The following is a 25,864-nucleotide window of genomic DNA, read 5'->3' on the forward strand; positions in this document are numbered from 1 at the left end:
CACCATCAGATCATGCAGAAGGAGAGCGAGGTTGTCTGCCGACGGAGAACGCCTCAATCGGGGTGGCTGGCTCAACCTGAGAAACCAGATCAGCCATCACCTCCCCAACGGCGGGCGCAAGCTGGAAACCATGCGCAGAGAATCCAAAGGCGTGGAACGCCTTGGGACTACCGAGGCTGGGACCGATCACTGGCAACCCATCGTCCATGAACCCTTCAATTCCGGACCAGAACCTGACTGCATGAGCGGAGGCCATGAAGGGAAACAAGGTGATTGCCGTCTCTGCAGCTTTGGCGATACCCGGAAGAAGGACGTTGGCCTGATTGGTGTCGAGATCGACAGGGGCACGATGGCCCCCGCCGATCAACACCGTTCCATTCGGAAACTGCTTGAACGACAGCGATCGCCCGGCCGCCCCGACAACCGGGCCCACCATCGGCGGCAGGCGAGCGGTAATCATCAGCATGGAGCCGTTCGGCTTCAATGCCACTTCGTCTCCCAGCATTGCCGCAATGCGCTGTCCCCATGCCCCAGCGCAGTTCAAGAGCACGTCCGCCCTGAACGTCCGACCGTCTTGAAGCTTGGCGGACCAGCCGCCATCCTTATAGCCCAGGTGAGCAACCGCGGACCGCTCCTCCACGACTGCTCCGGCACGTACAGCGGCATGTTTCATCGCCAGCACCGTTCGGTATGGGTTGGCATAGCCATCATCTGCAACAAACAACCCGCCAACACAATGTGGCGTAAGCGCCGGCAGTCGGTCGTACAACTCTGATGCATCGATCACATGTTCTCGGTATTCCAATCCCAATGACGAGACCAAGCTGGAGCGGGTCTGCAACTGCGCAAATGCCGCCTGCGTCTCGGCAACGCGGATCTGGCCTACGGGTCGAAATCCGCAGTCATCGTCAAGCCAGTCCTGCGCCGTCAGCCACAGGCTCTTGGCTTTTATCGATAGAGGAAGCTCCGACAAGTGGCGCCCCAACGTGCGCACCCCACCGGCATTCACGCCGGACGCATGGCGGCCAACGTAATCCTTCTCCAAAACGCAAACCCCGATCCCCCTTCGCGCGAGTTGAAGCGCAGCGGACATTCCCTGAATACCGCCCCCGACGATCAGCACATCGCTGCCCCGCTCCATGTCAGTTTTTCTCCATCTGGCCGGCAAGTGGCGCCAGTTCATCGAGCCTCACCGGACGGACGGGGGGTCGAGAACGCGGCGGCGCAGTAGCGCTTGATGGGTCTTCACCCGAAGCCGCAGACATTGCGATGGCCAGAGTCTGTCCACACATTCGTCCTTGACATGGCCCCATGCCGCATCGTGTTTCGCTCTTGAACTGATTGAGGTCGAATCCACCAGAAGAAACAAAGCCGCTGAGCGCGCCAGCGCTCACGTTTTCGCACCGGCAGATGATCGTCGCATCGGTCAACGGCGCGATCGCTTGCTGCGCCGGACGATAGAGGGCATCAAGGAAACCCCTGATTCGACGGTTGCGCTTCATTGCTGCATCCAACGGACGAACGGCCACCCGGTGGTCGCGCTCAGACAATGCGCCGAGGTCTCGGGCAATCGCCAGCGCCGCCCGCCGTCCCGTCAGTGCAGAGCAGTCGGCTCCCACAATACGTCCTGCATCCCCGGCCATCACGATCCGCGGCTCGGAAGTGCGACCTTCACTGTCGGTAGCGATGCGCCAGCACATCTGCCCGGCGTCCCACTCGCGTTTGCACCCCGCAGCAGCCGCCAGTGCGGTGTTGGGTACGACGCCTTGATGCACAAAGAGTGTTTTCACGCCCGTGATGCATTGCGATCGATCGCGGTGGCGAAACATGATCTCTTCGATCTGCTCCTGTCCACGCGCCTCCAACGACGATGCGCCGAAGAAAAGTGGGACGCGGGCCTGATGGATGCTTCGGATCAGGCCGACGCCTGTCATGAGCAGCTTTGTCCCCATGAGTGCGCCGCTGATATGACGGCAGGCAGTCCGGTAGTTGGCCTTTGGCGTCATATCGATGACTGCCCTCACGGGCACTCCCAGACGCAGGTACTGTGCCGCCGCGAGAAAAAGAAGTGGGCCGCTCCCGGCAAAGACGGCGTGTGGCGCAACAGTTGCGCTTGCCTTCAGCGCAATCTGCGCTGCCCCTGCACCCATAACACCCGGCAGCGTCCAGCCGGGAAATGGAATGGGGCGCTCCATGGCACCCGTTGCCAGGATCACACGGCGGGCCAGCGAACGATGCGGAACTTCATCTTTTGACCACACCACCAGCCCTGCCGGATCGATGAACCAGGCATCTGCGCCAGTCTGGTGGACGGCCCCACAATGGGCAAACTTGGCGACCAGCGGCTGACCCTTTTGATAGGACTTTCCAAGCGCCTGCATGACCGATGGGTTTGACTGCTCGATCCCCCGAAAAATCTGTCCACCGGCGTGGGTTTGCTCATCAAGGACAAGCACCGATAAGCCGTGGGTCCGTGCTTCCAGAGCGGCACTCATGCCGGCTGGCCCTGCCCCGATGACGACAACATCCCAGATCGTCATCGCACGATGCCCGTATGGATCACCATCCCGGCCGCGACCGGGCGCATGCACGCCCGTGTACCGGGGCGGCCGTCGATGTCCGCCAGGCATTCAAAGCACGCCCCCATCAGGCAATGCGGAGAGCGTACCTCCCCAGTGACGGGATGGATGCGCGCAATACCGTCATTTGCAAGAAGCAGCGCCACGGCTGCCGTGGCACCCAAAGGCACCGCAACGGGCCTGTCGTCTATGAAGACCTCGACCATTTCTGCTTCTCGATCAAGACACACAAACATGACAGGTCCTATCGCTTGCCGACAAAGATGCGGTCGAGCCCATAGATCCGGTCGATGACCAGCATCAGGGCAACGGCGGCGAAAATCAAAAGCGACGAAATCGAAGCAACCATAGGGTCGATCGAATCTTCGATACGGTGATAGATAGCAACAGGGAGAGTTGTCAGCGAGGGTGATGCGATGAAGGCGCTCATCGTCACTTCATCGAAGCTGTGAATGAATGCAAGCACCCACCCGCTGACAACGCCCGGCAGCATCAGGCGCAGAGTGATCCGCCGGAACACCGTCCACGGGCCTGCCCCCAGCGAGGCCGCCGCCTGCTCAAGTGCCGCATCCATGCCATCGGCAGAAGACAGGCACAAACGCAGCGCATAAGGCGTGATGATGATGATGTGCGCGGACACCATCCCGAGAAAGGTTCCACTGATCCCGGCATCGGTGAAAAAACGCAGGAACGCGACACCGAGTACCACATGGGGAATGAGCAACGGCGACATCAAGGCAGCACTGATGGCATTGCGCCCGATGAAATGAAAACGCGCCAAAGCCAGCGCCGCAGGCAGTGCAAAAAGCAGCGATACGCTTGCCGACACCACCCCCAGGACGAGGCTGGTCCGCAGTGATTGAGCGAACTCCGGGGCCTCCAGAAGCGCCCGGTACCAGCGCAACGACGCACCATTGAACGGCATCGACATATACCCTTTGTCGGTGAACGACACCAGGATGACAGTGACCAATGGCGCGGCAATGAAGCAAATGAAGAGCGCGTGAAACAGAAGCGCGAGCGGACCATTCGTTCTCATGCGGGGATTTCCTTCGGCTGGTTCTGTACCAATGCATCGCCATGGCGTGGCTGACGCTCAGTCATGCGACGATAGGCGGCGAGGATTGCCAGATTGGCAAACAGGAGCGTCATCGCAATCGCTGCACCGAGGGGCCAGTTGAGTGTGCTGAGGAACTCGTCATAGACAGCGGTGGCCGCAACCTTCAGGCGCCGACCACCGATGATTGCCGGTGTGGCGAAGGCGGTTGCAGCAAGCGAGAAGACGACCACCGATCCCGATATGACGCCGGGCATGATCTGCGGCAGAAGCAGGCGCCGAAGGATGGTGAATTCGCTGGCCCCAAGCGATGCCCCAGCCCTTTCCACATCCGGGTCGCAACGCTGCAGCGAGACCCAGACCGAAATGACCACGAATGGCACCAATACATGCACCAGTGCAATGACCATTCCCGACATCGAGTAGAGCAGCGATACCGGCTCTTGTGCCAAACCGAGCCCCTGCAGCGCAAGGCTGATCGGGCCATTGCTGCCAAGCAAGATTGCCCAGCCAAGCGTGCGGACCACCACAGATATGAGAAAGGGCCCGAGGATCGCCACCAGAAAAAGGCTGCGCCAGGGATTTCCCATCCGCGACAGGATGATCGCCTGCGGTGTACCGATCAGTACGCAGATGACTGTGACGCTGATCGACAGAATGAAAGTGCGCAGAAACACCGTGTGGAAATAGCTGTCGGATATGACTTCCAGATAATTTCCGCCGCTGTAGCCTCCTGCCATCTGGAAACTGAGCAGAAAGGTCGCGACGAGCGGAACGGCCAACAACAATCCATAAAACACCAGCGCCGGAAGCGACAGGAAGTACGGAAGCATTGAGGGGATAAGTGCGCTGGTCGAGCGGACAGTCCTTTGCGGCTTTCGGATGAGTGGTGAAGTCGCGGGGGCTACCTTAGTGGTCATGGGGTCCCTCCCACGATCTGCATGTCTTCGGCATTCCAGCGCAAACCGACTGTTTGGCCTTCTTCCACCGGCACGCCTTCGTTTTGGCGCCGTAGAAGAAGACGCCCGACCGGGCTGTCCACTTCATAGATCCAGTGATCCCCACAGAACACTCTCATGCATACCTTCGCCTCCAGGGAATGAGACGACGACGTGGAGGCGGCCAATGGTTCAATCGCTATCTTTTCGGGGCGCAGCGACACGGAAATGTCGCCCGTCGCAGAGACACCCGCGGGGAGCGGCAAATTGATGTCCCGCACCACCAGTGCGGCATCGCCCTCGCCCCCCCGCTTCACACGACCGTTCAACAGATTCGTCTTGCCGAGAAATGTGGCGACGAAAGCCGTCACGGGTCGCTCATAGACATCGTGCGGCGGGCCGACCTGTTCAATCCGGCCCTGGTTCATCACCGCGATCCGGTCTGAAAGCGCCATGGCTTCGGACTGGTCGTGCGTCACCATGATGGTCGTGGTGCCAACCGTCCGCTGGATGCGCCGAAGCTCGATTTGCATGTCTTCACGCAACTTGGCGTCAAGGTTGGAGAGCGGCTCATCCAGAAGCAGGATCGGCGGTTCGATCACCAGAGCACGCGCCAGCGCGACCCGTTGGCGTTGGCCACCGGAAAGCTGGCTCGGTAGCCGACGCCTCATGCCGCCGAGATGCACCAGTTCGAGAATCTCAGAGACGCGACGGCGGCATTCATCTGGCGCCATACGGCGCATCTGAAGACCGAAGCCGATGTTTTCCTCCACCGTCATGTGGGGAAAAAGTGCGTAGGACTGGAACACCACGCCAAGCCCACGCTCGCTGGCCTTGGTTGCAAGCAGATCATTGTCGGCCAAGCGAATGGCGCCCGCGGTTGGATGTACGAAGCCCGCGATCATTTGCAATGTCGTGGTCTTGCCGCAGCCGGAAGGACCGAGCAGCGAAAGAAATTCACCGCGCTTGACGCCGAGCGTCAGCGCATCGACGGCGACGAAGCCGGCATATTGTTTGCGCAGACCGGCGAGTTCTAGATAGGTCATTGTCTGAACCTCAAAATGCTGGAGAGATTGGCGATGGAGGCGACCGAAGGAGGTCAACCGCCCTCGACTTCGCGGGTCCAGCGCTTCGTCCAGTTCGCCCGTTCTGCATTTACCGCTTTCCAGTCAACGGGAATGAGTTGGGAAACTGCCTGCGGGCCATAGGTCACCGTCGCTGCAATCTCAGGCGTGAGCACCGTCTTGCGGTTGGTCGGTCCCCACCCCGCCTCGCGGGCGAGCGCGGCTTGGGCTTGCGGCGTGAAAAAAGCCTGAAGCAATGCCTGCGACAACTGCGGTGCGTTGCTGCCGGTGACCGGGCAGATGGTCGTCTGTAGTGCGACGGCGCCCTCTTTCGGTGTCACGAAGGCCACCGGAAATCCGCTCTTCGAAAGTGCCAATGCCCGACCACTTCCCCAAACACCTAACAGAACCTCGCGCGTCTGGAAGAGTTCGGAAATCTTTCCCGAAGAACTTTCGAAGCTGAGCACATTCGGACCGATCTTCTCGCGCACGAAATCAAAGGCTGGCTCCATCGTGCCTGCGTCCCCGAGCGCCTTGGACAAAGCAAGCAAGGCATGCAGGCCATAACTGTTCGTAATCGACGGCAGCAGGATCTTGCCCTTGTAGGCTGGAGTGGCCAGATCGCTCCAGGATGTTGGTGCAGGCCAGCCCCTTCGCGCGAACTCTTCGGTGTTGTAGGCAAGTCCAGTCGCCACGATACCCACACCAATCGATCGGCCATCGCCGTTCGTTTTCGCAAGGTCGTAGAGATCATCCAGCCCAGAGAACGGCGCGACCGGAGCACAAAGGCCCAGGCTCACGGCCTGCTGCATAGGGCCATCATCGAGTATGGCAACGTCGATTTCTGGATTGCCTTGCTGGGCCTGAAGTCGCGCCAGATTGGCGGCCGAAGTACCCGCAACATATTCTATTTTCACATTATGCGTCGCAGCGAATGGGACGAGAATATCCTGCTTGATTACGGCTTCACTGCTTCCGCCATATCCAGCCACATATAAAACTTCCTGCGCCAACGCGGGCGAGCCAGTTGCAAAAATTAATGCACCGGACAACGTACCTCCCAGCACTCTCGACCACCAATCAAGGATAGGTTTCTTCATAAATATATCCCCTCGTTATCGTTTGATGGCCACAGGTTGTGTTGTAAATTCCATTATGTCAAAGTCGAAAAATGACCGACTTCATTCCCTGAAGGCATGGATTTACCCTGATGTCCCATCTCAATATCCGCCAGCTTGAGGCATTTCGCGCTGTCATGCTCTCCGGCTCGGTGACCGGTGCAAGCGAACTCCTCAGAGTCACCCAGCCAAGCGTCAGCAAGCTGATCGCACAGCTTGAAGCCAATACCAGCTTGAGATTATTCGATCGCCTTCGTGGGCGGCTCGTCCCACGGCCAGAGGCCAAGGGATTGTTTCTACAAGTAGATAAGGCATTCGCTGTTCTGGAAGAAACGGCGCGCAGTGCTCGTCGTATTGCCCATGGTGCATCTGGGCATCTGCGGCTTGTGTCCATCCCCGCATGCGGGCTGGAGTTCCTGCCGAACGCCATTTCCATGTTTCTCAAGGAGCGGGAAAATGCCATGATCGAGTTCAATATCCGCTCATCGAGCTATGTGGAGGAATGGGTATCCAACAAACAGGTCGATGCGGGTTTCGCCACCGCAACCGCCGCAGGGGCCGGGGTGGACGTTGAGCCATTCGTGTCTCTCAAAGCGGTCTGCGTACTCCCCAATGCACACCCGCTCACGCACAAATCTCACATTGAGCCAGAGGACCTTGCCACTGAGCGGCTTTGTTGCACAAATCGCGATGCTGATGCCCGTAGACTGACTGCGTGACAGAGACGAAGAACAGGCAGCGGAGCAAGTACCGCACGACGAACTGGAAGGCGTACAACGCGGCGCTGAAAGCGCGAGGCTCGTTGACGATGTGGCTAGATGAGGGCATGCAGTGGTTTGGCACGCCGACCGGCAGGCGTGGACGCAGCCGAACCTTCTCGGACGCAGCAATCCAGTTCTGCCTGAGCATCAAGTGCCTGTTCGGCCAGCCCTTGCGACAGGCGCTGGGCATGGTGCAGAGCCTGCTGCGGCTGGCAAAGCTGGACTGGCCGGTACCTGACTTCAGCACTGTTTGCCGGCGCCAAAAGACCTTGCAGGTCGAACTGAGCTACCAGCGAACCAACTCGCCGCTGCAGTTGCTGGTGGACAGCACCGGCATCAAGTTCCTGGGCGAAGGAGAGTGGAAACGCAAGAAGCATGGTGCTGAATACCGGCGCGAATGGCGCAAGGTCCATCTGGGCATCGACGCGCAGACGCTGGAAATACGCGCCATCGAGGTGACCAGCAACGCCATTGGGGATGCGCCGATGTTGCCCGGGTTGCTGGCTCAGATTCCCACTGACGAATCCATCGAAAGCGTCAGTGCCGATGGCGCCTACGACACGCGCGCCTGCCTGGACGCCATTGCCGAGCGGCACGCGATGGCGGTGATCCCGCCCCGCAAGAACGCCAGCCATTGGAAGAAGTCGAGTCCGGGCTCGGCGCATCGTAATGAGGCCATTCGGGCGTGCCAGCGCCTGGGTCGCGGCATTTGGAAGAAGTGGAGCGGCTACCACCGGCGCAGCCTTGTGGAGACGAAGATGCACTGCTTCAAGCGACTGGGCGAACGGGTGATCGCGCGCACGTTCGACCGCCAGGTTGTGGAGCTGCATGTCCGCGTGGCCTTGCTCAATCGGTTCAGTCAGATCGGCCGTCCTCACACCGTGTCGGTGACTGCTGTGGCATAGGTCCGTCTGGGGTTGGGGTCATGCCGTCTGCAATTCGATTTGTGCAACAGCGCCCTTGGGACCAGAAACGGCATTCCGGCATTTAATCGACCGGACCTTCCAGGATGCGGATATCAACCGGCATATTGTGGTTGAAACAGGATATTCGTCTGTGGCTTCGGCGCTGGTACAAGCCGGCACGGGCGTTGCGATTCTCGACCCGTTTTCCGCACTTGATGGATGGAGGAAAGGCATGATCACACTGAGACCATTCAAACCGGAAGTCCCATTCAAGCTGAATATCCTTTATCCTTCTGATACGCCGCGCTCGAATCTTCTCCTGAATTTCATTCAGAGTCTGAGAACCAGCGTTCTCTCTTGCGCGCAGGAATTGGATAAGGCTGGTGTGCCCCAAGGCGTTGAATTTCAGATCGCCAAAAATCACTGAATCAGATTATCTTGCCAAGGCGAAGAGAAACTAAAACACCTGATCCACTTTCCCTCTGACCGCTCACCCAAAGATAGCGGTCGAACGATGGGCCTGAGAGGAATAGCCACGGACAAACAGAGTATGTTCCGCACCGTATTCCTGGGAGAGGAACGGCATCTTCTGGCGTATACCCAAATGCACCAGAAAGGGCAAAAGGCAAGGGAATGGGGCCGAAGGGGAATGGCCCTACCTGCAAAAGGAAAAAGGCCCATCCGCCACCAACTCCAGGGATCGCATGTTCGCGCTGTTCCAACGAAAACGCCCTCCTTCACCCGCGCAGGCCCCGCACCAAGACGCTGCGCCAAAAGGAAAAGGGCTGACCCGCCCCGAGCCCCCCGCGTCGCTGCTCGCCACCCCGCGCCGGCAAAAGCTGCTGGAACACATCTGGCAGCGCACTTCGCTCTCACGCAAGCAGTTCACCACGCTGTACCAGGGGCCCCTGGAGCGCTATGCCGAGCTGGTCCAGCAGTTTCCCGCGTCGGAAAGCCATCACCACGCTTACCCCGGCGGCATGCTCGATCATGGCCTGGAGATCGTCGCCTACGCCCTTAAGCTACGGCAATCGCACCTGATGCCAGCGGGTGCGACACCCGAGGACCAGGCAGCACAAGCCGAAGCCTGGACGGCCGCCACCGCCTACGCGGCCCTGCTGCATGACATCGGCAAGATCGCCGTCGATCTGGACGTCGAGCATGCGGACGGCAGCGCCTGGCATCCCTGGCATGGTCCGTTGCGCAAACCCTACCGCTTCCGGTATCGCAAGGACCGGGAATACCGACTGCACACCGCCGCGGCGGGCCTGCTCTATCGCCAGCTGCTGGATCTCGAAATCCTTGACTGGCTCAGCGGATATCCGACCCTCTGGGCCGCGCTGCTGTATGTGCTGGCAGGCCAGTACGAGCATGCCGGCGTGCTGGGGGAAATCGTGACGCAGGCCGATCGCGCTTCGGTCGCCCAAGAGCTTGGCGGTGATCCCGGCAAGGCGATGGCCGCACCCAAACACGCCCTGCAGCGCAAGCTCCTGGATGGCCTGCGTTACCTGCTCAAGGAGGAACTCCGGCTGAACCAGCCCCAGGCTTCGGACGGGTGGCTGACGCAGGAGGCGTTATGGCTCGTCAGCAAAACCGTGTCGGACAAGCTGCGCGCGCATTTGCTGTCTCAGGGCATCGATGGCATTCCGGCCAACAACACCGCCGTCTTCAACGTCCTCCAGGACCACGGCATGCTGCAGCCCACCGCGGATGGCAAAGCCATCTGGAAAGCGACGGTGACCAGCGACGCGGGGTGGTCTCATGCCTTCACGCTCCTGCGGCTTGCGCCGGCGCTGATCTGGGAGGGTCACGAACGACCCGAGCCGTTCGCGGGTTCGGTAGAGGTGGTGCTGGACGAACCGGCATCGTGCCAGGAAACGCCAACCGCAGAACCGGAAAACTCGCACGCCGTTCCCGTCTCCGGTCCATCGCCATCAATTGCTGCAGAGTCATCCCTGACGAAAAACTCGCCTGTGCTGCCAACCCCAGGCGACGGCGTGGATGCGCTCCTGGCCTTGATGGAAACCCCGGCAGTCGAACCCGTTGCAACCGAGGCGGCGAAAGCACTGTCGCAACCGATCCCAAGGAACCCGCCCACGGACAGCAGCCCCGAGCCGTCACGCAGCATAGGAACAGCCGTACAGGCACCATCGGGCGAGGACTTCATGGGTTGGCTGCGTCGGCACATCGAGCGACGCACGCTCATCATCAACGATGCCAAGGCCCTGGTGCACACGGTCGCTGGCACCGCTTACCTGGTCAGCCCGGGCGTTTTTCAGCGCTATGCGCAGGAGCACCCGCACGTCGCAGTCCTGGCCAAGCAGGACCAGGTGGCCGATTGGCTGTGGGTGCAAAAACGCTTCGAGAAACTGCAGCTCCATCGCAAGCAGGACAGCGGCCTGAACATCTGGACTTGCGAGGTCACGGGGCCACGCAAGTCCCGGCGCTTGCATGGCTACCTGCTGACGGACCCGAAGCGGTTGTTCGAGGACATGCCGCCCGACAACCCCTATCTGTCCAATCCTGTGAGCGAAGCGGTGCCGGATGGCACCGCCCACATTGGACTGGAGGGAAAGTCCGTCATGTAAATGATGTCCTTAACCTTTCATTCCGCTCATGAGCTCCACGGGCAGCCTCGGGTATCAGGCGACCGATGACGTCGCATAATCATCCGTCGTTTACTTTGAAGTCGCTTAGAGCGTGTTATGAACTTTGCTCCGTGAGAGCGAAGCCAAGGGTAGAGTTTGCAGATGCCCCGCAAGCCCTACCCAACAGACGTCAGCGATGAAGAATGGAGCTTCGCTGCGCCTTACCTGACCCTGATGGACCAGCACGCGCCCCAGCGCGAGCATGATCTGCGAGAAGTCTTCAACGCGCTGCGCTGGCTGGTGCGCGCGGGAGCGCCCTGGCGGATGCTGCCCAACGATCTGCCGCCCTGGGAAGCGGTTTACCAGCAGAGCCGGCGGTGGCTGGATGCGGGCTGCTTCGAGGCCATGGTCTCTGATCTGCGCTCCATCATCCGCGTGGCCCAAGGGCGCCAGGGCCAGCCCAGCGCCGTGGTGATGGACGGGCGAACGCTGCAATCGAGTTGCGAGAGTGGCCCACGTGCAGGCTATGACGGCTACAAACGCAAGCGAGGCAGCAAGGTGCACATGGCCGTGGACACGCTGGGCCATCTCCTGGCGGTACATGTCACGCCGGCCGACGAGCAAGAGCGCGCTCAGGTGCACCAGTTGTGCGAGGACGTGCAGCAGGCCACTGGCCATACGGTGCAACGGGCCTGGGCAGACCAAGGCTACACGGGTAAGGCGGCATCCAAGGCGGCGCAGGACAACGGCATCGATCTGCAGATCGTGAAGCTGCCCGAGGCGAAGAAAGGCTTTGTACTGCTGCCGCGGCGCTGGGTGGTGGAGCGAAGCTTTGGTTGGCTGGCGAGGTTCCGCAGGCTCTCCCGGGACTATGAGCGGTTGCCGCAAGTGCTCGGCGGGCTGCATTTTCTGGTGTTTGCAGTGCTCATGTTGCCCGCCGCTGCACGGGGGCTAGCTGCGGCGGGAAGTTCATAACACGCTCTAATGGTGTGAACCGGAAGTTCGTATGCAGAACTCTGCAACGGACTGAAGGATTTGATCGGCCGTCTTGGTCCAGACGAAGGGCTTGGGATTGACGTTGTTGGTAGCCACGTAGGCGCGGATGGCGTTCTCCAGGGCGCGGGTCGAGGGGAATCTCCCGCGCTTGAGCCGACGCGCCGTGAGGATCGAGAACCAGCATTCCACCAGGTTGATCCAAGAGGCCGAGGTGGGCGTAAAGTGCAGGTGCACACGCGTATGCCTGAGCAGCCAGCGCTGGATGATCGGGCTCTTGTGGGTGCTGGCATTGTCGAGCACGAGATGCAGTTCGAACTCCGCGGGCGTGGCACGTTCGACGGTCTGCAGGAAGTGACGGAACTCCACGCTGCGATGACGTCGGTGGACCTCGGCGATGACCGTGCCGGCCTTGACATCGAGGGCGGCAAAGAGGTCTGTCGTGCCGTGTCTCAGGTAGTCATGCGTGTGGCGCTCCGGCTGGCCCGGTTGCATGGGTATGGCCGGAGCGGTATCACTGTGGGCCTGGATGGAGGGCTTCTCGTCCACGCACAGCACCAGAGCGCGCTCGGGTGGATGCAAGTACAACCCCACGATGTCACGCACCTTGTCGACGAAGTACGGGTCGGTGGAGAGCTTGAAGCCTTCGGTGCGATGCGGCGCCAATGCAAAGGCACGCCAGATGCGCGAGATGGTGGTCTGGCTCAGTCCCAGATGAGCGGCGAGCGTACGGGTGGACCAATGGGTGGCATTCTCTGGCACGGTCTCCAGCGTCGTGGTGATCACGGCCTCGACCTGCTCGTCCAGGATCGTGCGCGGAGCGCCTGAGCGGGGTGCATCGTCGAGGCCGGCAATGCCATGCTGGGCAAAGCGCCGACGCCACTTCGACACCGTCATCAGGCTCAAACCCATGGCTTCGGCAATCGCCGTGTTGGTCGCTGCTGAATCGGCACAGGCCAGCACGATGCGTGCTCGCAGCGCCAAGGCCTGGGCGGTCTTGCGACGGCGTGACCAACCGAGCAACACAGCTCGGTCGGCTTCGCTCAACTCGATAGCAACGGCATGCGGTCGGGCCATGATGTGCTCCCGGGCTGCAAAAAACAGCCGCCAGAAACACATCATAGAAGTTCATGCGAATCTCTGGTGCACACCACTAGCCGCCAGCAGCCCTAGCTTATAAAGGTCGCGGGCACTTGCATGCCTTTGAGAACCAGTTTCGCGTCACTCAACTAAAAGAAACTTTCTCCGATTGCTTTCCATTCAGATGTTTCTGGCGAAGCGCTGCCACTTGAATAACTGCGGGAATCGTCACTCGATACGCAGCGCCTGCAATGTCAACAGCGGTCCACAGACCAGTAATAACCCAACCAATCGGACCAGTAAGCAATGCCATCGTTCTTGTTAATGCAGCATTGCCAGCAAAAGAGAGGCCACGACCAATCAGAGCCTTCAATACTGCGTTAACAATGATGAGGGTCAGCTGGTAAGATTTAAAACCGCCAGCACGGAATACAGCCTGAAATACTCCAACCATCGTTTCTGGCGTAATTCCGCCAGCATTTTTAATTCCGGTTGCCTTCGCCAATTCATTGAGTTCTTCAGGGCTCATTTTCTCAAGAGCATCGGTGAGGATCTTCATAAGAAGATTGCCTTCAATTATTTCAGCGCTGGAGCGTTTATTGTAATTAACATTCATTTTATCACAAACATCCATGAGCACTTCTTTGTATCTTACCCCCTCCCCGCCCCGAAAAAGTGTAGCAAACGAGTTGGCACCAAAGCACTGAATTTCTGCGGCCACAAGTTTCCAATACTGATGGTGATCGGGATAGTGGGTCTTGTAATGAGAATTCTGAGTCAGTTCTTCTGTCCACCGAACATCGCCGTCCTTATCGTGAGTAAGGCAATAAACAAGGTCATCGAGTTCTTCGGATTTCATTTCGCCCAAGAACTCCAAATCACTGTCACTACGATATCCCATAGCCTTCCCCCTATAAGTTGATAAATCTCAGACTAACTCGCATCCACATGTTATCAGTTCAGCATAGGGAACAACTCGGCTGGGCAATTGCTGAGGCTTAGAACCAGTTGCTTGATCTGCTGAGCGATCACCTGTAGCAGCGCCCTGCGTCATTGCTCCTCCGCTGGCACAAGGCTCGGCAACCACGTCGAATTTCATCGCTACCGAGGCTAATTATCTGGATGCTTGGGTCAGGCTTCTTTGTCAGGAAGAGAACCGCTAGTACTACAAGGTTTCTTTAAGCCGACCATTGCGCATTGGGCGCTTTCTCCTTCAAAGTGAAGCACACGGCCATGACTGCTTCATGGAAGTTTTGCGGTGTCACGGCCTGAACGGGGGCCAGCCCATCCAACAGGTCGTGCGGCTGTGAAAGCACCCGGTAAATCTCCCAGGGGTCGGCATCACCGGCATGCTTGAGAACCGCCTGGATGAGCCTGTGTTTGAGCGGGTCGAAATGCCAGTCGGGAACCCGCTGGCCCAGGTTGCCCATGCTCAACGCGAGGATCTTCTTGTTGCTGATTTCGTAGCTGATCCAGCGGCGGGACTTGCCCGCCATTTTGGCGAACTCCGCAGCGGACAGAACATGCGGCGCATTGAAGATGTCCACCATCTCGTTGCGCTGGCGCTGGGCGTCGGACAACACGGACTGCTCCCTCGGGCCCGCGATGGCCGACAAGCGGCGCGCCGTGTCCGGCACGGTTGGCGCAGTCTGAGGTGTGCTGCTCACCAGCCGTACCGGCGTTGGTGCGATCGCCCCGCGCGCATCGTGGTGCGAGCGTTCATGCACAACTTCCGGGACGCCCTCCAGATGCAGGGTCAGGCGCATGCTGCCCGCTTCGACCTGATGCTGCTCGAACAGATCGAGCCGGTCCGCCCAGTCCTGCATCATGTGCCGGCGTTGCTCCCATATTCCGCATGGTTGTAGGCGGCGCTCACCTGATCCGGGTCGGTGTGGGAAAGCTGGGCATCGATCCAGACCTTCGGGTACCCGATTTCATGCAGTGCGGTGGACATGGTTCCCCGGATACCGTGGCCGGTCAGTTGATCGGTGTAGCCCATGCGCTTGAGTGCGGCATTCAGCGTGTTTTCGCTGATGCGTTTTTTCAGGTCGCTGTAGTGGCAGAACAGGTACTTTTGCGCGGGCTTGAATTTCGCCAGCATGTGTCGGACGATCTCCATGGCCTGCACGGATAACGGCACGATGTAAGGGGGAATGTCGGCGGGACGCTTGCCCTCCTTGCGCATCTCCAACTGCAATTGCTTCACGACCTCGGGCGGGATGATCCACAGCCCCTGATCGAGGTGGAACTGGTCCGGGGTCGCCAAGCGCAATTCCCCCGTCCGCACCCCGGTCAGCATCAGCAATCGCAGTCCGAGCTGGGTTTGCAGTTTGCCGTGGTATCTGCGCAAACGCTGCAGCATCGCGGGCAACTCGGCCATGCGCAGGAACGGGTTATGGCGAACCGGAGGCTGAGGCATGGCCACGACATCCAGATCGAACGCCGGGTTCTGTTGCAGCCCGGGGACGACGATCAGGGCGTAACGAAACAACTGGCGCAGCCATGTGCGCACTTTCTCGGCAACGCTCAGGGCCTTGCGCCGCTCGATCCTGGCAACGACCTCCAACAGGTCAGGCCGCTGGATTTCGTAGATGGGCGTTTTTCCGAGGGTGGGCAGAACATCGTTGTCGAAAACCCGTTTGATCTGCGAGAGCGTCGTTTGACGGCCTTCCTTGAGGCTCAGAGAACGGTGGATGACCCACTTGTCAAAGACAGCCTTGAAGGTGTTCTCGTCCGCCAGGCGCACGGCCTGCCGCTTTTGCTTTCGATCCGAGCGGGGATTGATCCCCTTGGCCAGCAGAGCACGGGCTCCGTCGCGCAATGCACGGGCTTCTCGCAGCCCCACTTCCGGGTAGGTTCCGAGCGACATGCGTTTTTGCTTGCCGACCCAGTAGTAACGGTAGTGCCATGCCTTGCCCCCGGTCGGAGAGACTGCGAGGCAAAGCCCGTCGATATCGCTGAGTGTGTAGGGTTTGCCGTTCGGCTTTGCGTTGCGGACGGCCATATCCGAGAGTGCCATGCTATCTCCTGAGCTTCGCGTCAGGGCTACATGCTTGTCTCTTTGGCCTCGCTCCTCCAGCAACAATCCGGTCTGCGCCGCGTCCGTATTGATGGACTTAAGAATGGACTTAAAAGTCCTGGATGCAGGCGGATTTCAATAGACGTCACTGGAATGAAAAAAGGGGCAAAAGCCCCTGTTTTCAACGACTTACAGACGTCAGTGGAAGTCTGTAGATCATAAATTGGAGCGGGAAAAGAGTCTCGAACTCTCGACCTCAACCTTGGCAAGGTTGCGCTCTACCAACTGAGCTATTCCCGCATTTACCGAAGCCTCACATTGTACAACGTTTGCATCGATGGGATGAATTGTAGCGCAATTTTTGGAGGCTTTCGACAAATTTCCATCAATGCTTCACAGAGCCTGCAGTAGTGGAAGTTTTTTCTTCTGGCGCAGGCACTGCCGCAGCGATTTCCTCATCGGTGAGCGCGATCGGTTTGCGCTCGAGCGCCACTTCCAGCACCTTGTCGATCCACTTCACCGGCACGATTTCCAGCCCGCTCTTCACGTTCTCGGGAATCTCCTGCAGGTCCTTGACGTTCTCTTCGGGGATCAAGACGGTCTTGATGCCACCGCGCAATGCAGCCAGCAATTTTTCCTTCAGCCCACCGATGGCCGTTACCTCGCCTCGCAAGGTGATTTCTCCGGTCATCGCCACATCGCCTCGCACGGGGATGCCGGTCAGCGCCGAAACGAAAGCGGTCGTCATGGCCGCGCCGGCGCTGGGCCCGTCCTTGGGCGTCGCACCGTCGGGCACGTGGATGTGGATGTCGCGCTTTTCGAAGGCCTCGTCCTTGATGCCGAGCATGCGGGAGCGGCTGCGCACCACGGTTCGTGCCGCTTCCACCGATTCCTTCATGACATCGCCCAGCGAGCCGGTGCGCGTGATCACGCCCTTGCCGGGCATGGTGGCCGCTTCGATGGTGAGCAAATCGCCCCCCACTTCGGTCCATGCCAGGCCCACCACCTGCCCCACCTGGTTCTGCTGCTCCGCACGGCCATAGGTGTACTTGCGCACGCCAAGATAGTCGGGGAGGTTGTCCGCGGTCACCACGACTTGCGGCGTCAGCTGCTTAAGCTGCAGTCCCTTGACGACCTTGCGGCAGATCTTGGACAACTCGCGCTCCAGCGAACGCACCCCTGCTTCGCGCGTGTAGTAGCGAACCACGTCCCGCACCGCCGACTCGGTGACTTGCAGTTCCTCGTCTTTGACGCCGTTGTTGCCCATCTGCTTGGGCAGCAGGTACTTCATGGCGATGTTGGTTTTCTCGTCTTCGGTGTAGCCCGACAGGCGGATCACTTCCATCCGGTCCAGCAGCGCCGGCGGGATGTTCATCGAATTGGAGGTGGCGACAAACATCACGTCGCTCAAATCGAAATCGACTTCGACGTAGTGGTCGCCGAACTTGTGGTTCTGCTCAGGATCGAGCACTTCCAGCAGGGCGCTCGAAGGATCGCCCCGGAAATCCGTACCCAGCTTGTCGATTTCGTCCAGCAGGAACAGCGGATTGCGCGTACCGACCTTGTTCAGGCTCTGCAGCACCTTGCCGGGCATGGCGCCGATGTAGGTCCGGCGGTGACCGCGGATCTCCGCTTCGTCACGCATACCGCCCAACGCCATGCGCACGTATTTACGCCCGGTCGCCTTGGCAATCGACTGCCCGAGCGAGGTCTTGCCAACACCGGGTGGCCCCACCAGACACAGAATGGGGGCCTTAACCTTGTCCACGCGCTGCTGGACCGCGAGGTATTCCAGGATGCGGTCCTTGACCTTGTCGAGACCGTAATGGTCTTCATTGAGCACGCCCTCGGCATTGGCAAGGTCGTGCTTGATCTTGGTCTTTTTGCTCCACGGCAACCCGGTGAGCACTTCAATGTAGTTGCGCACCACCGTGGCTTCGGCCGACATGGGCGACATGAGCTTGAGCTTCTTGAGCTCGCTGTTCGCCTTCTTGCGCGCGTCAGCGGGCATCTTGGCGAGCTTGATCTTCTTTTCGATCTCCTCGATGTCCGCGCCTTCCTCGCCCTCGCCCAGTTCCTTCTGAATGGCCTTGACCTGCTCGTTCAGATAGAAATCGCGCTGGTTCTTCTCCATCTGGCGCTTCACGCGGCCACGGATCTTCTTGTCGACATTGAGGATGTCCACTTCGCGATCCAGCTGCTCGAAGAGGTTTTCGAGGCGCAGCTTCACATCCGACAGGTCGAGCACGACCTGCTTGTTTTCCAGCTTGAGCGGCAGGTGGGCGGCAATGGTGTCCGCCAAACGCCCTGGATCATCGATGGCAGAGATCGAGGTGAGGATTTCCGGTGGAATCTTCTTGTTCAGCTTGACGTATTGGTCGAACTGCTGCATCACGGCCCGACGCAAGGCCTCGATCTCGCTGGGCTTGCTCTCGTCCTCCTGCGCTTCGACAGGAGCCACGGTCGCGGTGAAATGGGTTTCATTGTCCTGGATGGCAGACACGAGTGCCCGCTGCTGCCCCTCGACCAGCACCTTGACGGTGCCATCAGGCAATTTCAGCATCTGCAGGATCGTGGAAACGCAACCCACGTCGAACATGTCCGAGACGAGGGGCTCGTCCTTGGCGGCGGTTTTCTGGGCGACCAGCATGATCCGCCGGTCGGCGTCCATGGCCAGTTCCAGCGCCTTGATGCTCTTGGGGCGTCCTACGAACAGCGGGATCACCATGTGGGGGAAGACCACGACGTCGCGCAACGGTAGCAACGGCAGGTCGATGGGGGTGGCAGGCAGTGGGGTGTGTCCGGACATGGAAATCCTCATGAAGCTGCTTGGAATATGGTCCAACAGCGAGATTTTTCAACCCACCACTATCGCCGATGAAGCGAAGGCGATGGGTTGCAGGCGGAGAGGACTGCAGGCGGCTGCTGCGTTACCGGCGGGCCGCGCCTCAGGCTTTCTTGGCGGCCTCTCGGTACACGAGCAGGGGCGCCTTGTTTTCCTCGATGGTGGACTCGTCCACCACCACTTTTTCCACATTGGTGGCATTGGGCAGGTCGAACATGGTGCTGATCAGCGATTGCTCCAGAATCGACCGCAGGCCGCGCGCGCCGGTCTTGCGGGCGAGCGCCTTGCGGGCAATGGCCTTGAGCGCCGCAGGGCGGATCTCCAGGTCCACGCCCTCCATGGACAGCAGCTTGTTGTACTGCTTGACCAGTGCGTTCTTGGGCTCGGTCAGGATCTGGACCAGCGCATCCTCGCTGAGCTCGGCCAGGGCCGTCACGACGGGCATGCGGCCCACCAGTTCGGGAATGAGACCGAACTTGATCAGATCTTCGGGCTCGATCTCGGTGAACACCTCGGTCAGGGACCGTTGCTTCTTGCTCTTGACCGACGCCCCAAAACCGATGCCCGAGGCCTCCGTGCGGTTCTCGATCACCTTCTCCAGGCCCGCGAATGCGCCGCCGCAGATGAACAGGATGTTCGTCGTGTCGATCTGCAGGAAGTCCTGGTTGGGATGCTTGCGGCCACCCTGCGGGGGCACGCTGGCCATGGTGCCTTCGATGAGCTTGAGCAGCGCCTGCTGAACCCCTTCGCCCGACACGTCCCGCGTGATGGACGGGTTGTCCGACTTGCGGGAAATCTTGTCGATCTCGTCGATGTAGACGATGCCGCGCTGGGCCCGCTCCACTTCGTAGTTGCAGCTTTGCAGGAGCTTTTGCACGATGTTCTCGACGTCTTCACCCACGTAGCCGGCCTCGGTCAAGGTGGTGGCGTCCGCCATCACGAAAGGCACGTCCAGCATGCGGGCCAGCGTCTGGGCCAGCAGCGTCTTGCCCGAGCCGGTGGGCCCGATCAGCAGGATGTTGCTCTTGGACAGTTCCACCTCGTCCTTGCCGGCCTTGTCCTTGTGGCGCAACCGCTTGTAGTGGTTGTACACGGCCACGGCCAGCGTGCGCTTGGCGAAGTCCTGGCCGATGACGTAGCTGTCCAGGTTCGCCTTGATCTCCGCGGGGGTGGGAAGGTCGCCGCGCGATTCGCGCGTGCCGTCGGCTGCTGGAAGCTCGTCCCGAATGATTTCATTGCACAGGTCGATGCACTCGTCGCAGATAAAAACCGACGGACCGGCGATCAGCTTCTTTACCTCGTGCTGGCTTTTGCCGCAGAAGGAGCAGTAAAGGGTTTTTTCGCTGGAAGAGCCTTTTTTCTCGGCCATGGGGGCAATGCCTCGTGTTGCGGAACGTTGTCGGGATGATAACGAAATAAAAAACGGCGTCTTCCCTGGGGAAAACGCCGCGTATTCCCTTGCGGAGCGATCAGGGGCGCTTGGCGATCACCTGATCGACCAGACCGTATTCCTTGGCCTCATCGGCCGTGAGGAAGTAGTCGCGCTCGGTGTCGTTCTTGACCTTGTCCAGGGGCTGTCCGGTGCGTTCCGCCAGGATGCGGTTCATCTGGTCCTTGGTACGCAGAATGTCGCGTGCGTGGATTTCGATGTCCGTCGCCTGGCCACGGGCCCCGCCCAGCACCTGGTGGATCATGATCTTGGAGTTCGGCAGGGAAAACCGCTTGCCCTTGGCACCGGCGGCCAGCAGGAAGGCGCCCATGCTGGCGGCAAAGCCCACGCACATGGTCGACACATCGGGCTTGATGAACTGCATGGTGTCGTAGATCGCCATGCCGGCCGTGACGCTGCCGCCCGGGGAGTTTATATAGAACGAGATGTCCTTGTCGGGGTTCTCGCTTTCGAGGAACAGCAACTGGGCCACCACGAGGTTGGCGGTCTGGTCATTGACCTCGCCCACCAAAAAAATAATGCGCTCTTTCAGCAGCCGCGAATAGATGTCGTAGGAGCGTTCGCCGCGCCCCGACTGCTCGATGACCATGGGGACCATGCCCAAGGCTTGTGTTTCCAGTGCACTCATGTTTTCTCCTGTCATGCGGATACTGTACCCAGAAATGAATTGGGGCTTGTGCACGCAAGCACAAGCCCCCGATGTCATCCAGCCGCCAGAAACCGCAATCGGGCGGTCCGGCGGCAGCAGCGCATCAGCCCTGGCCCATCAGTTCGTCGAAGGAAACGGACTTGTCCGTCACCTTGGCCTTGCCCATCACGAAGTCGGTCACGTTGTTTTCGATGACGACGGCCTCGACTTCGGCCAGACGCTGACGGTCGCCAAAGTACCAGCGCACGACGTCTTCCGGCTTTTCGTAGCTGGCGGCCAGTTCGTCCACGTGGGCCTTCAGTTGCTCGGGCTTGGCGTGCAGTTCATTGGCACGCACCAGTTCGGCCACCACGAGGCCCAGGCGCACGCGGCGCTCGGCCTGGGGGCGGAACACGTCTTCCGGGATTTCGGCCTTGTCGGCGTCCTTGATGCCGCGTTGCTTCAGGTCGGCACGGGCACCTTCCAGCAGGCGGGCGATCTCGGCCTGCACGCTGGCATTGGGCAGGTCCAGCTCGGCCTTGGACACCAGGGCGTCCATCACGGCCTGCTTGTTGCGGGCCAGCAGGCGGAACTTGACTTCGCGTTCCAGGTTTTTCTTGATGTCGGCGCGCAGGCCGTCGACCGTGCCGTCGGCGATGCCGAGGGACTTGGCGAGCTGCTCGTTCACTTCGGGCAGGTGGGCGGCTTCGATCTTCTTCACGGTGACCATGAAGTCAGCCGTCTTGCCGGCCACGTCCTTGCCGTGGTAGTCCTCGGGGAAGGCCAACGGGAAGGTCTTGCTTTCGCCGGACTTCATGCCACGCACGGCGTCTTCGAATTCCTTGAGCATCTGGCCTTCGCCGACCAGGAACTGGAAGTCTTCGGCCTTGCCGCCGGAGAAGGTTTCGCCGTCGATCTTGCCTTCGAAGTCGACCGTCACGCGGTCGCCGTCTTCAGCGGCGGCGGCTTGCGCGCGCTGGGCGAAGCTGCGGCGCTGCTTGCGCAGGATGTCAATGGTCTTGTCGATGGCGGCGTCGGTCACTTCAGCGGACAGCTTTTCGACTTCGGCGCCGGCCAGATCGGCGATCTTGACTTCAGGGAACACCTCGAAAATGGCGTCGAAGGTGACCTGGCCTTCCGGCGCGCCGTCTTTTTCGGTGATGCGGGGCTGGCCGGCCACGCGCAGGTTGGCTTCGTTGGCGGCCTGGGCGAACGCCTCGCCGACCTTGTCGTTCAGCACTTCGTACTGGACCGAGTAGCCATAGCGCTGGGCCACGACGTTCATCGGCACCTTGCCGGGACGGAAGCCGTCCATCTTCACGGTGCGGGCCAGGCGCTTGAGGCGCGAGTCGACCTCGGACTGGATCGCGGTGAGGGGCAAGCTCAGCGTGATCTTGCGCTCGAGCTTTTCAAGGGTTTCAACAGTAACGGCCATGGCTCTTCCTCTATGAATATGGGGACCGTGACGGCTGCTTTTGCAGCCGCACCGTGGTGCGCGGGGGGGGACTCGAACCCCCACACCATTGCTGGCGTCAGGACCTAAACCTGGTGCGTCTACCAATTTCGCCACCCGCGCAAACTTACAGACAAAACAGGCGACCGGCAGGGCCGGCCACCTGTGTGAAATTGGTCAACCTTCGATTTTACCTTGTCGGCGGACCGTCTCCGATCAGGCCGGCTTCGGCGCATGCGGATCGGGCTCTTTCACGCGGAGCCAGGCCGCGTACATGGCCGGCAGCGCCAGCAGCGTGAGCACCGTCGCCACGATCAGGCCGCCCATGATGGCCACGGCCATCGGGCCCCAGAACACGCTGCGCGACAGCGGGATCATGGCCAGCACCGCCGCGGCGGCCGTGAGCACGATGGGACGCAGCCGGCGCACGGCCGACTCCACGATGGCGTCCCACGCGGGCACGCCCCGCGCGCGGTCCTGCTCGATCTGGTCGATCAGGATGACGGAGTTGCGCTGGATCATGCCCATGAGCGCGATCACCCCCAGCAGCGCCACGAACCCGAACGGCCGTCCCAGCAGCAGCAACGCCCCCGCCACCCCGGCGATGCCCAGCGGTCCGGTGAGGAACACCAGCACCGCGCGGCTGAAGCTGTGCAGTTGGAGCATGAGCAGGGTGAACGTGATGAACAGCATGATCGGCACGCCCGCGGCGATGGAGGCCGAGCCCTTGGAGCTTTCCTCCACGGCACCCGCGACCTCGATGCGGTAGCCGCCCTGGCCGGCCGCATGCCACTTCGCCTCCAGCTGCCGCAGGCCGGGCACCAGCGCTTCGGTGACGGTTGCGCCCTGCAGGCCTTCGATGACGTCGCCCTGCACGGTGATGGCGTAGTCGCGGTTCTCGCGCCACATCACCCCCGGCTCCCAGGTGAAGACCGGGCGCGCGATCTGCGTGAGCGGAATCGACTTGCCCGAAGCGGTTGGCAGGTAGGCATTGGCCACGTCGGTGATGGCCTTGCGTTCGTCCGGCGGCTGGCGGAACACGATGTCGATGAGCTTGTCGCCCTCGCGGTACTGGCCCACGGTCGTGCCGGTGAAGACGGTGCGCGCGGCCTGGGCGATGGACTGGCTGGTCACGCCCAGGGCGCGGGCCTTGTCCTGGTCCACTTCCAGGCGCATGACCTTGACGGATTCGTTCCAGTTGTCGTTCACGCCGCGCATCTGCGGGTGGTCGCGCAGGATGGCCTTGACCTCATCGGCCCGGGCGCGCAGCACGGCGGGATCGGTGCCCACCACGCGGAACTGCACCGGGTAAGGCACGGGCGGCCCGTTGGGCAGCAGCTTCACGCGCGCCCGCACCTCGGGGAACTCGCGCGCCATGATCTCGGGCAACCCGACGCGCAACGACTCGCGCACGTGCAGGTCCTGCGGGATCACGATGAACTGCGACACGTTGGTCTGCGGGAAGACCTGGTCCAGCGGCAGATAAAAGCGCGGCACGCCCGAGCCCACCCACACGCTGACGGTGGACACGCCCGCCTCGGCCCGCAGACGCTGCTCGACGCGGCGCGTGGCCTCTTCGTTGGCTTCGAACGAGGTGCCTTCCGGGAACCAGATGTCCATCAGGATTTCAGGGCGGCTCGAATCCGGGAAGAACTGCTGCTGCACGCGTCCCATGCCGACGATGCCGAGCGCGAAGGTGGCCACCGTGAGCCCGATGGTGATCCAGCGGTAGCGCACGCACCAGTCCACGCAGCGGCGAAAGACGTTGTAGAACCCGCTGTCGAACGCCTCGTGCGGCTGGCCGTCCGGGCCGGTGTGCACGTGCGGCGGCTTCTTGAGCAGCAGCGTGCCCAGGTACGGCACGAAGTACACCGAGACCAGCCACGACAGCACCAGCGCGATCACCGTGACCGCGAAGATGGCAAAGGTGTATTCCCCCGTCACCGACTTGGCGATGCCGATCGGCAGGAAGCCCGCTGCCGTGATCAGCGTGCCGGTCAGCATCGGCATGGCGGTGATCTCGTAGGCGAAGGTGGCCGCGCGCACCTTGTCGTAGCCCTCCTCCATCTTGCGCACCATCATCTCGACGGCAATGATGGCGTCGTCCACCAGCAGGCCCAGCGCGATGATGAGCGAGCCCAGCGAGATCTTGTGCAGCCCGATGTTCCAGTACCACATGGCCAGGAACGTGACGGCCAGCACCAGCGGAATGGTGATGCCCACCACCAGGCCCGGGCGGATGTCCAGCGTCCAGCGCTTCCACAGCGGATGGCGGCCCGGGCGCTTGTGCAGCCCCAGCGCCAGGAAGCTCACGGCCAGCACGATCACCACGGCTTCGATCAGCACCTTCACGAACTCGTTGACCGAAGAAGAAACCGACTTTGGCTGGTCCTGCACGTTCACGAACCGCACGCCGGCCGGCAGGGTCTTTTCGATCTTCTGCGTGGCGGTCTTCAGGGCTTCGCCCAGGCGGATGATGTCTCCGCCCTTGGCCATCGACACGCCGAGCGCGATCACTTCCTGGCCCTGGTGGCGCACCTTCACGGCCGGCGGCTCCACGTAGCCGCGGTGAATGTCGGCGATGTCGCCCAGGCGCAGCTGCGCGCCCGAGGCGCCGCGGATCGGCATGGCGCGCAGGTCTTCGACCGCACCGAATTGACCGGCCACGCGCACCTGGACCTGGTCCTGCGGCGTCTGGATGATGCCGCCGCTTTCCACCGCGTTCTGCTGGCCCAGTTGCGACAGCACCTGGTTCATGTCCAGGCCCAGTTGCGCCAGGCGCTTTTGCGAGATTTCAATGTAGAGCTTTTCGTCCTGCACGCCGAACTGCTCGACCTTGGCCACGTCGGGCACGCGCAGCAGCTGCTGGCGCACATCGTCGGCGAAGGTCTTCATCTCGGCATAGCTGAAGCCTTCGGACTCCAGCGCGTAGATCACGCCATAGACGTCGCCGAAATCGTCGTTGAAGAACGGCCCCTGCACGCCCTGCGGCAGGGTGGCTCGCATGTCACCGATCTTCTTGCGCACCGTGTACCAGACATTGGGCACGTCCGCGGACCTGGAAGAGTCCTTGATGTTGAAGATGATCTGCGACTCGCCGGGCTTGGAGTAGCTTCGGATCCTGTCGGCGTAGGGCACCTCCTGCAGGGTGCGTTCGAGCTTGTCGGTGACCTGCTCGGCCACCTGCTGCGCCGTGGCGCCGGGCCAGTAGGTGCGCACCACCATCGCGCGGAAGGTGAACGGCGGGTCCTCGTCCTGCCCGAGCTGGAAGTAGGCGCCAAAGCCCATCAGCATCAGCACGATCATCAGGTAGCGGGTGAGCGCCGGATGGTCGAGCGCCCATTTGGAGAGATTGAAGCCCTCTTTCGGCTGGATCTGCGTCATGG

The 25,864-nt window shown here is 60.9% G+C and carries 19 protein-coding genes, 2 tRNA genes and 1 pseudogene; 5 read left to right on the top strand and 17 right to left on the bottom strand.

Translation table 11 applies throughout. The annotated features are described in order from the left end of the window. Nucleotides 1–10: 10 nt before the first annotated feature. The 7 genes from M5C96_RS16990 to M5C96_RS17020 form a co-directional block, all read right to left on the bottom strand. The gene (locus M5C96_RS16990; RefSeq protein ID WP_272564295.1) at nt 11–1,183 is read right to left on the bottom strand and encodes an NAD(P)/FAD-dependent oxidoreductase; all 1,173 of its coding nucleotides are present in this window, start codon (nt 1,181–1,183) and stop codon (nt 11–13) included. Continuing rightward, nucleotides 1,143–2,540 carry an NAD(P)/FAD-dependent oxidoreductase gene (locus tag M5C96_RS16995; protein WP_272564296.1) on the bottom strand — a complete coding sequence of 466 codons (1,398 nt, stop codon included), beginning with the start codon at nt 2,538–2,540 and terminating at the stop codon, nt 1,143–1,145. The genes M5C96_RS16990 and M5C96_RS16995 overlap by 41 nt, the downstream gene beginning before the upstream one ends. Then, nucleotides 2,537–2,815 carry a 2Fe-2S iron-sulfur cluster-binding protein gene (locus tag M5C96_RS17000; protein ID WP_272564297.1) on the bottom strand — a complete coding sequence of 93 codons (279 nt, stop codon included), beginning with the start codon at nt 2,813–2,815 and terminating at the stop codon, nt 2,537–2,539. Before M5C96_RS17000 ends, M5C96_RS16995 begins: the two co-directional genes overlap by 4 nt. An 8-nt stretch (nt 2,816–2,823) precedes the next feature. Continuing rightward, the gene (locus tag M5C96_RS17005; RefSeq protein ID WP_272564298.1) at nt 2,824–3,618 is read right to left on the bottom strand and encodes an ABC transporter permease; all 795 of its coding nucleotides are present in this window, start codon (nt 3,616–3,618) and stop codon (nt 2,824–2,826) included. After that, nucleotides 3,615–4,469 carry an ABC transporter permease gene (locus M5C96_RS17010; protein WP_272569760.1) on the bottom strand — a complete coding sequence of 285 codons (855 nt, stop codon included), beginning with the start codon at nt 4,467–4,469 and terminating at the stop codon, nt 3,615–3,617. The genes M5C96_RS17005 and M5C96_RS17010 overlap by 4 nt, the downstream gene beginning before the upstream one ends. An 83-nt stretch (nt 4,470–4,552) precedes the next feature. After that, complete coding sequence (locus M5C96_RS17015; RefSeq protein WP_272564300.1) at nt 4,553–5,620, bottom strand: ABC transporter ATP-binding protein; 1,068 nt, start codon at nt 5,618–5,620, stop codon at nt 4,553–4,555. A 53-nt stretch (nt 5,621–5,673) separates the two neighbouring features. Next, the gene (locus M5C96_RS17020) at nt 5,674–6,738 is read right to left on the bottom strand and encodes an ABC transporter substrate-binding protein (RefSeq protein ID WP_272564301.1); all 1,065 of its coding nucleotides are present in this window, start codon (nt 6,736–6,738) and stop codon (nt 5,674–5,676) included. Between the two features lie 110 nt (nt 6,739–6,848). Here M5C96_RS17020 and M5C96_RS17025 point away from each other — a divergent pair, with 110 nt between their 5' ends. The 5 genes from M5C96_RS17025 to M5C96_RS17045 all read left to right on the top strand — a co-directional run bounded on the left by M5C96_RS17025 (nt 6,849) and on the right by M5C96_RS17045 (nt 11,985). Beyond that, the gene (locus tag M5C96_RS17025) at nt 6,849–7,475 is read left to right on the top strand and encodes a LysR substrate-binding domain-containing protein (RefSeq protein ID WP_272564302.1); all 627 of its coding nucleotides are present in this window, start codon (nt 6,849–6,851) and stop codon (nt 7,473–7,475) included. Continuing rightward, the gene (locus M5C96_RS17030) at nt 7,472–8,422 is read left to right on the top strand and encodes an IS5 family transposase (protein ID WP_272563652.1); all 951 of its coding nucleotides are present in this window, start codon (nt 7,472–7,474) and stop codon (nt 8,420–8,422) included. Before M5C96_RS17025 ends, M5C96_RS17030 begins: the two co-directional genes overlap by 4 nt. Before the next feature lie 55 nt (nt 8,423–8,477). Next, complete coding sequence (locus M5C96_RS17035) at nt 8,478–8,849, top strand: LysR substrate-binding domain-containing protein (protein WP_272564303.1); 372 nt, start codon at nt 8,478–8,480, stop codon at nt 8,847–8,849. Nucleotides 8,850–9,126: 277 nt separating this feature from the next. Next, nucleotides 9,127–11,010, top strand: a complete 1,884-nt coding sequence (gene mobH, locus M5C96_RS17040; RefSeq protein ID WP_272564305.1) for a MobH family relaxase — start codon at nt 9,127–9,129, stop codon at nt 11,008–11,010. A 162-nt stretch (nt 11,011–11,172) separates the two neighbouring features. Further along, entirely contained in the window at nt 11,173–11,985 is an 813-nt protein-coding gene (locus M5C96_RS17045) for an IS5 family transposase (RefSeq protein ID WP_272563729.1), read from the top strand. A 6-nt stretch (nt 11,986–11,991) separates the two neighbouring features. Here M5C96_RS17045 and M5C96_RS17050 read toward each other — a convergent pair whose 3' ends face one another. The 10 genes and pseudogenes from M5C96_RS17050 to M5C96_RS17095 form a co-directional block, all read right to left on the bottom strand. Further along, a complete protein-coding gene (locus tag M5C96_RS17050) occupies nt 11,992–13,080 on the bottom strand; it encodes an IS630 family transposase (protein ID WP_272564207.1) in 1,089 nt (362 codons plus the stop codon). Between the two features lie 148 nt (nt 13,081–13,228). Further along, complete coding sequence (locus M5C96_RS17055; RefSeq protein ID WP_272564306.1) at nt 13,229–13,942, bottom strand: DUF3944 domain-containing protein; 714 nt, start codon at nt 13,940–13,942, stop codon at nt 13,229–13,231. 319 nt (nt 13,943–14,261) lie between these two features. Continuing rightward, nucleotides 14,262–16,102: pseudogene (locus M5C96_RS17060) on the bottom strand (tyrosine-type recombinase/integrase). A gap of 224 nt (nt 16,103–16,326) precedes the next feature. Then, nucleotides 16,327–16,402, bottom strand: a tRNA-Gly gene (locus M5C96_RS17065). An 85-nt stretch (nt 16,403–16,487) separates the two neighbouring features. Then, complete coding sequence (gene lon / locus M5C96_RS17070) at nt 16,488–18,911, bottom strand: endopeptidase La (RefSeq protein ID WP_272564307.1); 2,424 nt, start codon at nt 18,909–18,911, stop codon at nt 16,488–16,490. A gap of 139 nt (nt 18,912–19,050) precedes the next feature. Beyond that, nucleotides 19,051–20,316 carry an ATP-dependent Clp protease ATP-binding subunit ClpX gene (clpX, locus tag M5C96_RS17075; protein ID WP_092740458.1) on the bottom strand — a complete coding sequence of 422 codons (1,266 nt, stop codon included), beginning with the start codon at nt 20,314–20,316 and terminating at the stop codon, nt 19,051–19,053. Nucleotides 20,317–20,416: 100 nt separating this feature from the next. Next, on the bottom strand, nt 20,417–21,025 hold the full coding sequence (gene clpP / locus M5C96_RS17080) for an ATP-dependent Clp endopeptidase proteolytic subunit ClpP (protein ID WP_092740460.1): 609 nt from the start codon (nt 21,023–21,025) through the stop codon (nt 20,417–20,419). Between the two features lie 124 nt (nt 21,026–21,149). After that, nucleotides 21,150–22,460: a trigger factor gene (gene tig / locus M5C96_RS17085; protein WP_272564309.1), complete on the bottom strand. Its 1,311-nt coding sequence runs from the start codon at nt 22,458–22,460 to the stop codon at nt 21,150–21,152. 54 nt (nt 22,461–22,514) lie between these two features. Next, a tRNA-Leu gene (locus M5C96_RS17090) sits at nt 22,515–22,601 on the bottom strand. A 93-nt stretch (nt 22,602–22,694) separates the two neighbouring features. Further along, nucleotides 22,695–25,862, bottom strand: coding sequence for an efflux RND transporter permease subunit (locus M5C96_RS17095; protein ID WP_272564310.1), 3,168 nt, complete (start codon nt 25,860–25,862; stop codon nt 22,695–22,697). Between the last annotated feature and the right edge of the window lie 2 nt (nt 25,863–25,864).

The sequence above is a fragment of the Acidovorax sp. GBBC 1281 genome (assembly GCF_028473645.1).
GTDB lineage: Bacteria > Pseudomonadota > Gammaproteobacteria > Burkholderiales > Burkholderiaceae_C > Paracidovorax.

Coding starts and splice junctions, on each gene's coding strand:
- M5C96_RS16990 (WP_272564295.1), bottom strand. CDS start 1,183: ATGAACTGGCGCCACTTGCCGGCCAGATGGAGAAAAACTGACATGGAG.
- M5C96_RS16995 (WP_272564296.1), bottom strand. CDS start 2,540: ATGACGATCTGGGATGTTGTCGTCATCGGGGCAGGGCCAGCCGGCATG.
- M5C96_RS17000 (WP_272564297.1), bottom strand. CDS start 2,815: ATGTTTGTGTGTCTTGATCGAGAAGCAGAAATGGTCGAGGTCTTCATA.
- M5C96_RS17005 (WP_272564298.1), bottom strand. CDS start 3,618: ATGAGAACGAATGGTCCGCTCGCGCTTCTGTTTCACGCGCTCTTCATT.
- M5C96_RS17010 (WP_272569760.1), bottom strand. CDS start 4,469: ATGCTTCCGTACTTCCTGTCGCTTCCGGCGCTGGTGTTTTATGGATTG.
- M5C96_RS17015 (WP_272564300.1), bottom strand. CDS start 5,620: ATGACCTATCTAGAACTCGCCGGTCTGCGCAAACAATATGCCGGCTTC.
- M5C96_RS17020 (WP_272564301.1), bottom strand. CDS start 6,738: ATGAAGAAACCTATCCTTGATTGGTGGTCGAGAGTGCTGGGAGGTACG.
- M5C96_RS17025 (WP_272564302.1), top strand. CDS start 6,849: ATGTCCCATCTCAATATCCGCCAGCTTGAGGCATTTCGCGCTGTCATG.
- mobH (WP_272564305.1), top strand. CDS start 9,127: ATGTTCGCGCTGTTCCAACGAAAACGCCCTCCTTCACCCGCGCAGGCC.
- M5C96_RS17045 (WP_272563729.1), top strand. CDS start 11,173: ATGCCCCGCAAGCCCTACCCAACAGACGTCAGCGATGAAGAATGGAGC.
- M5C96_RS17050 (WP_272564207.1), bottom strand. CDS start 13,080: ATGGCCCGACCGCATGCCGTTGCTATCGAGTTGAGCGAAGCCGACCGA.
- M5C96_RS17055 (WP_272564306.1), bottom strand. CDS start 13,942: ATGAAATCCGAAGAACTCGATGACCTTGTTTATTGCCTTACTCACGAT.
- lon (WP_272564307.1), bottom strand. CDS start 18,911: ATGTCCGGACACACCCCACTGCCTGCCACCCCCATCGACCTGCCGTTG.
- clpX (WP_092740458.1), bottom strand. CDS start 20,316: ATGGCCGAGAAAAAAGGCTCTTCCAGCGAAAAAACCCTTTACTGCTCC.
- clpP (WP_092740460.1), bottom strand. CDS start 21,025: ATGAGTGCACTGGAAACACAAGCCTTGGGCATGGTCCCCATGGTCATC.
- tig (WP_272564309.1), bottom strand. CDS start 22,460: ATGGCCGTTACTGTTGAAACCCTTGAAAAGCTCGAGCGCAAGATCACG.
- M5C96_RS17095 (WP_272564310.1), bottom strand. CDS start 25,862: ATGACGCAGATCCAGCCGAAAGAGGGCTTCAATCTCTCCAAATGGGCG.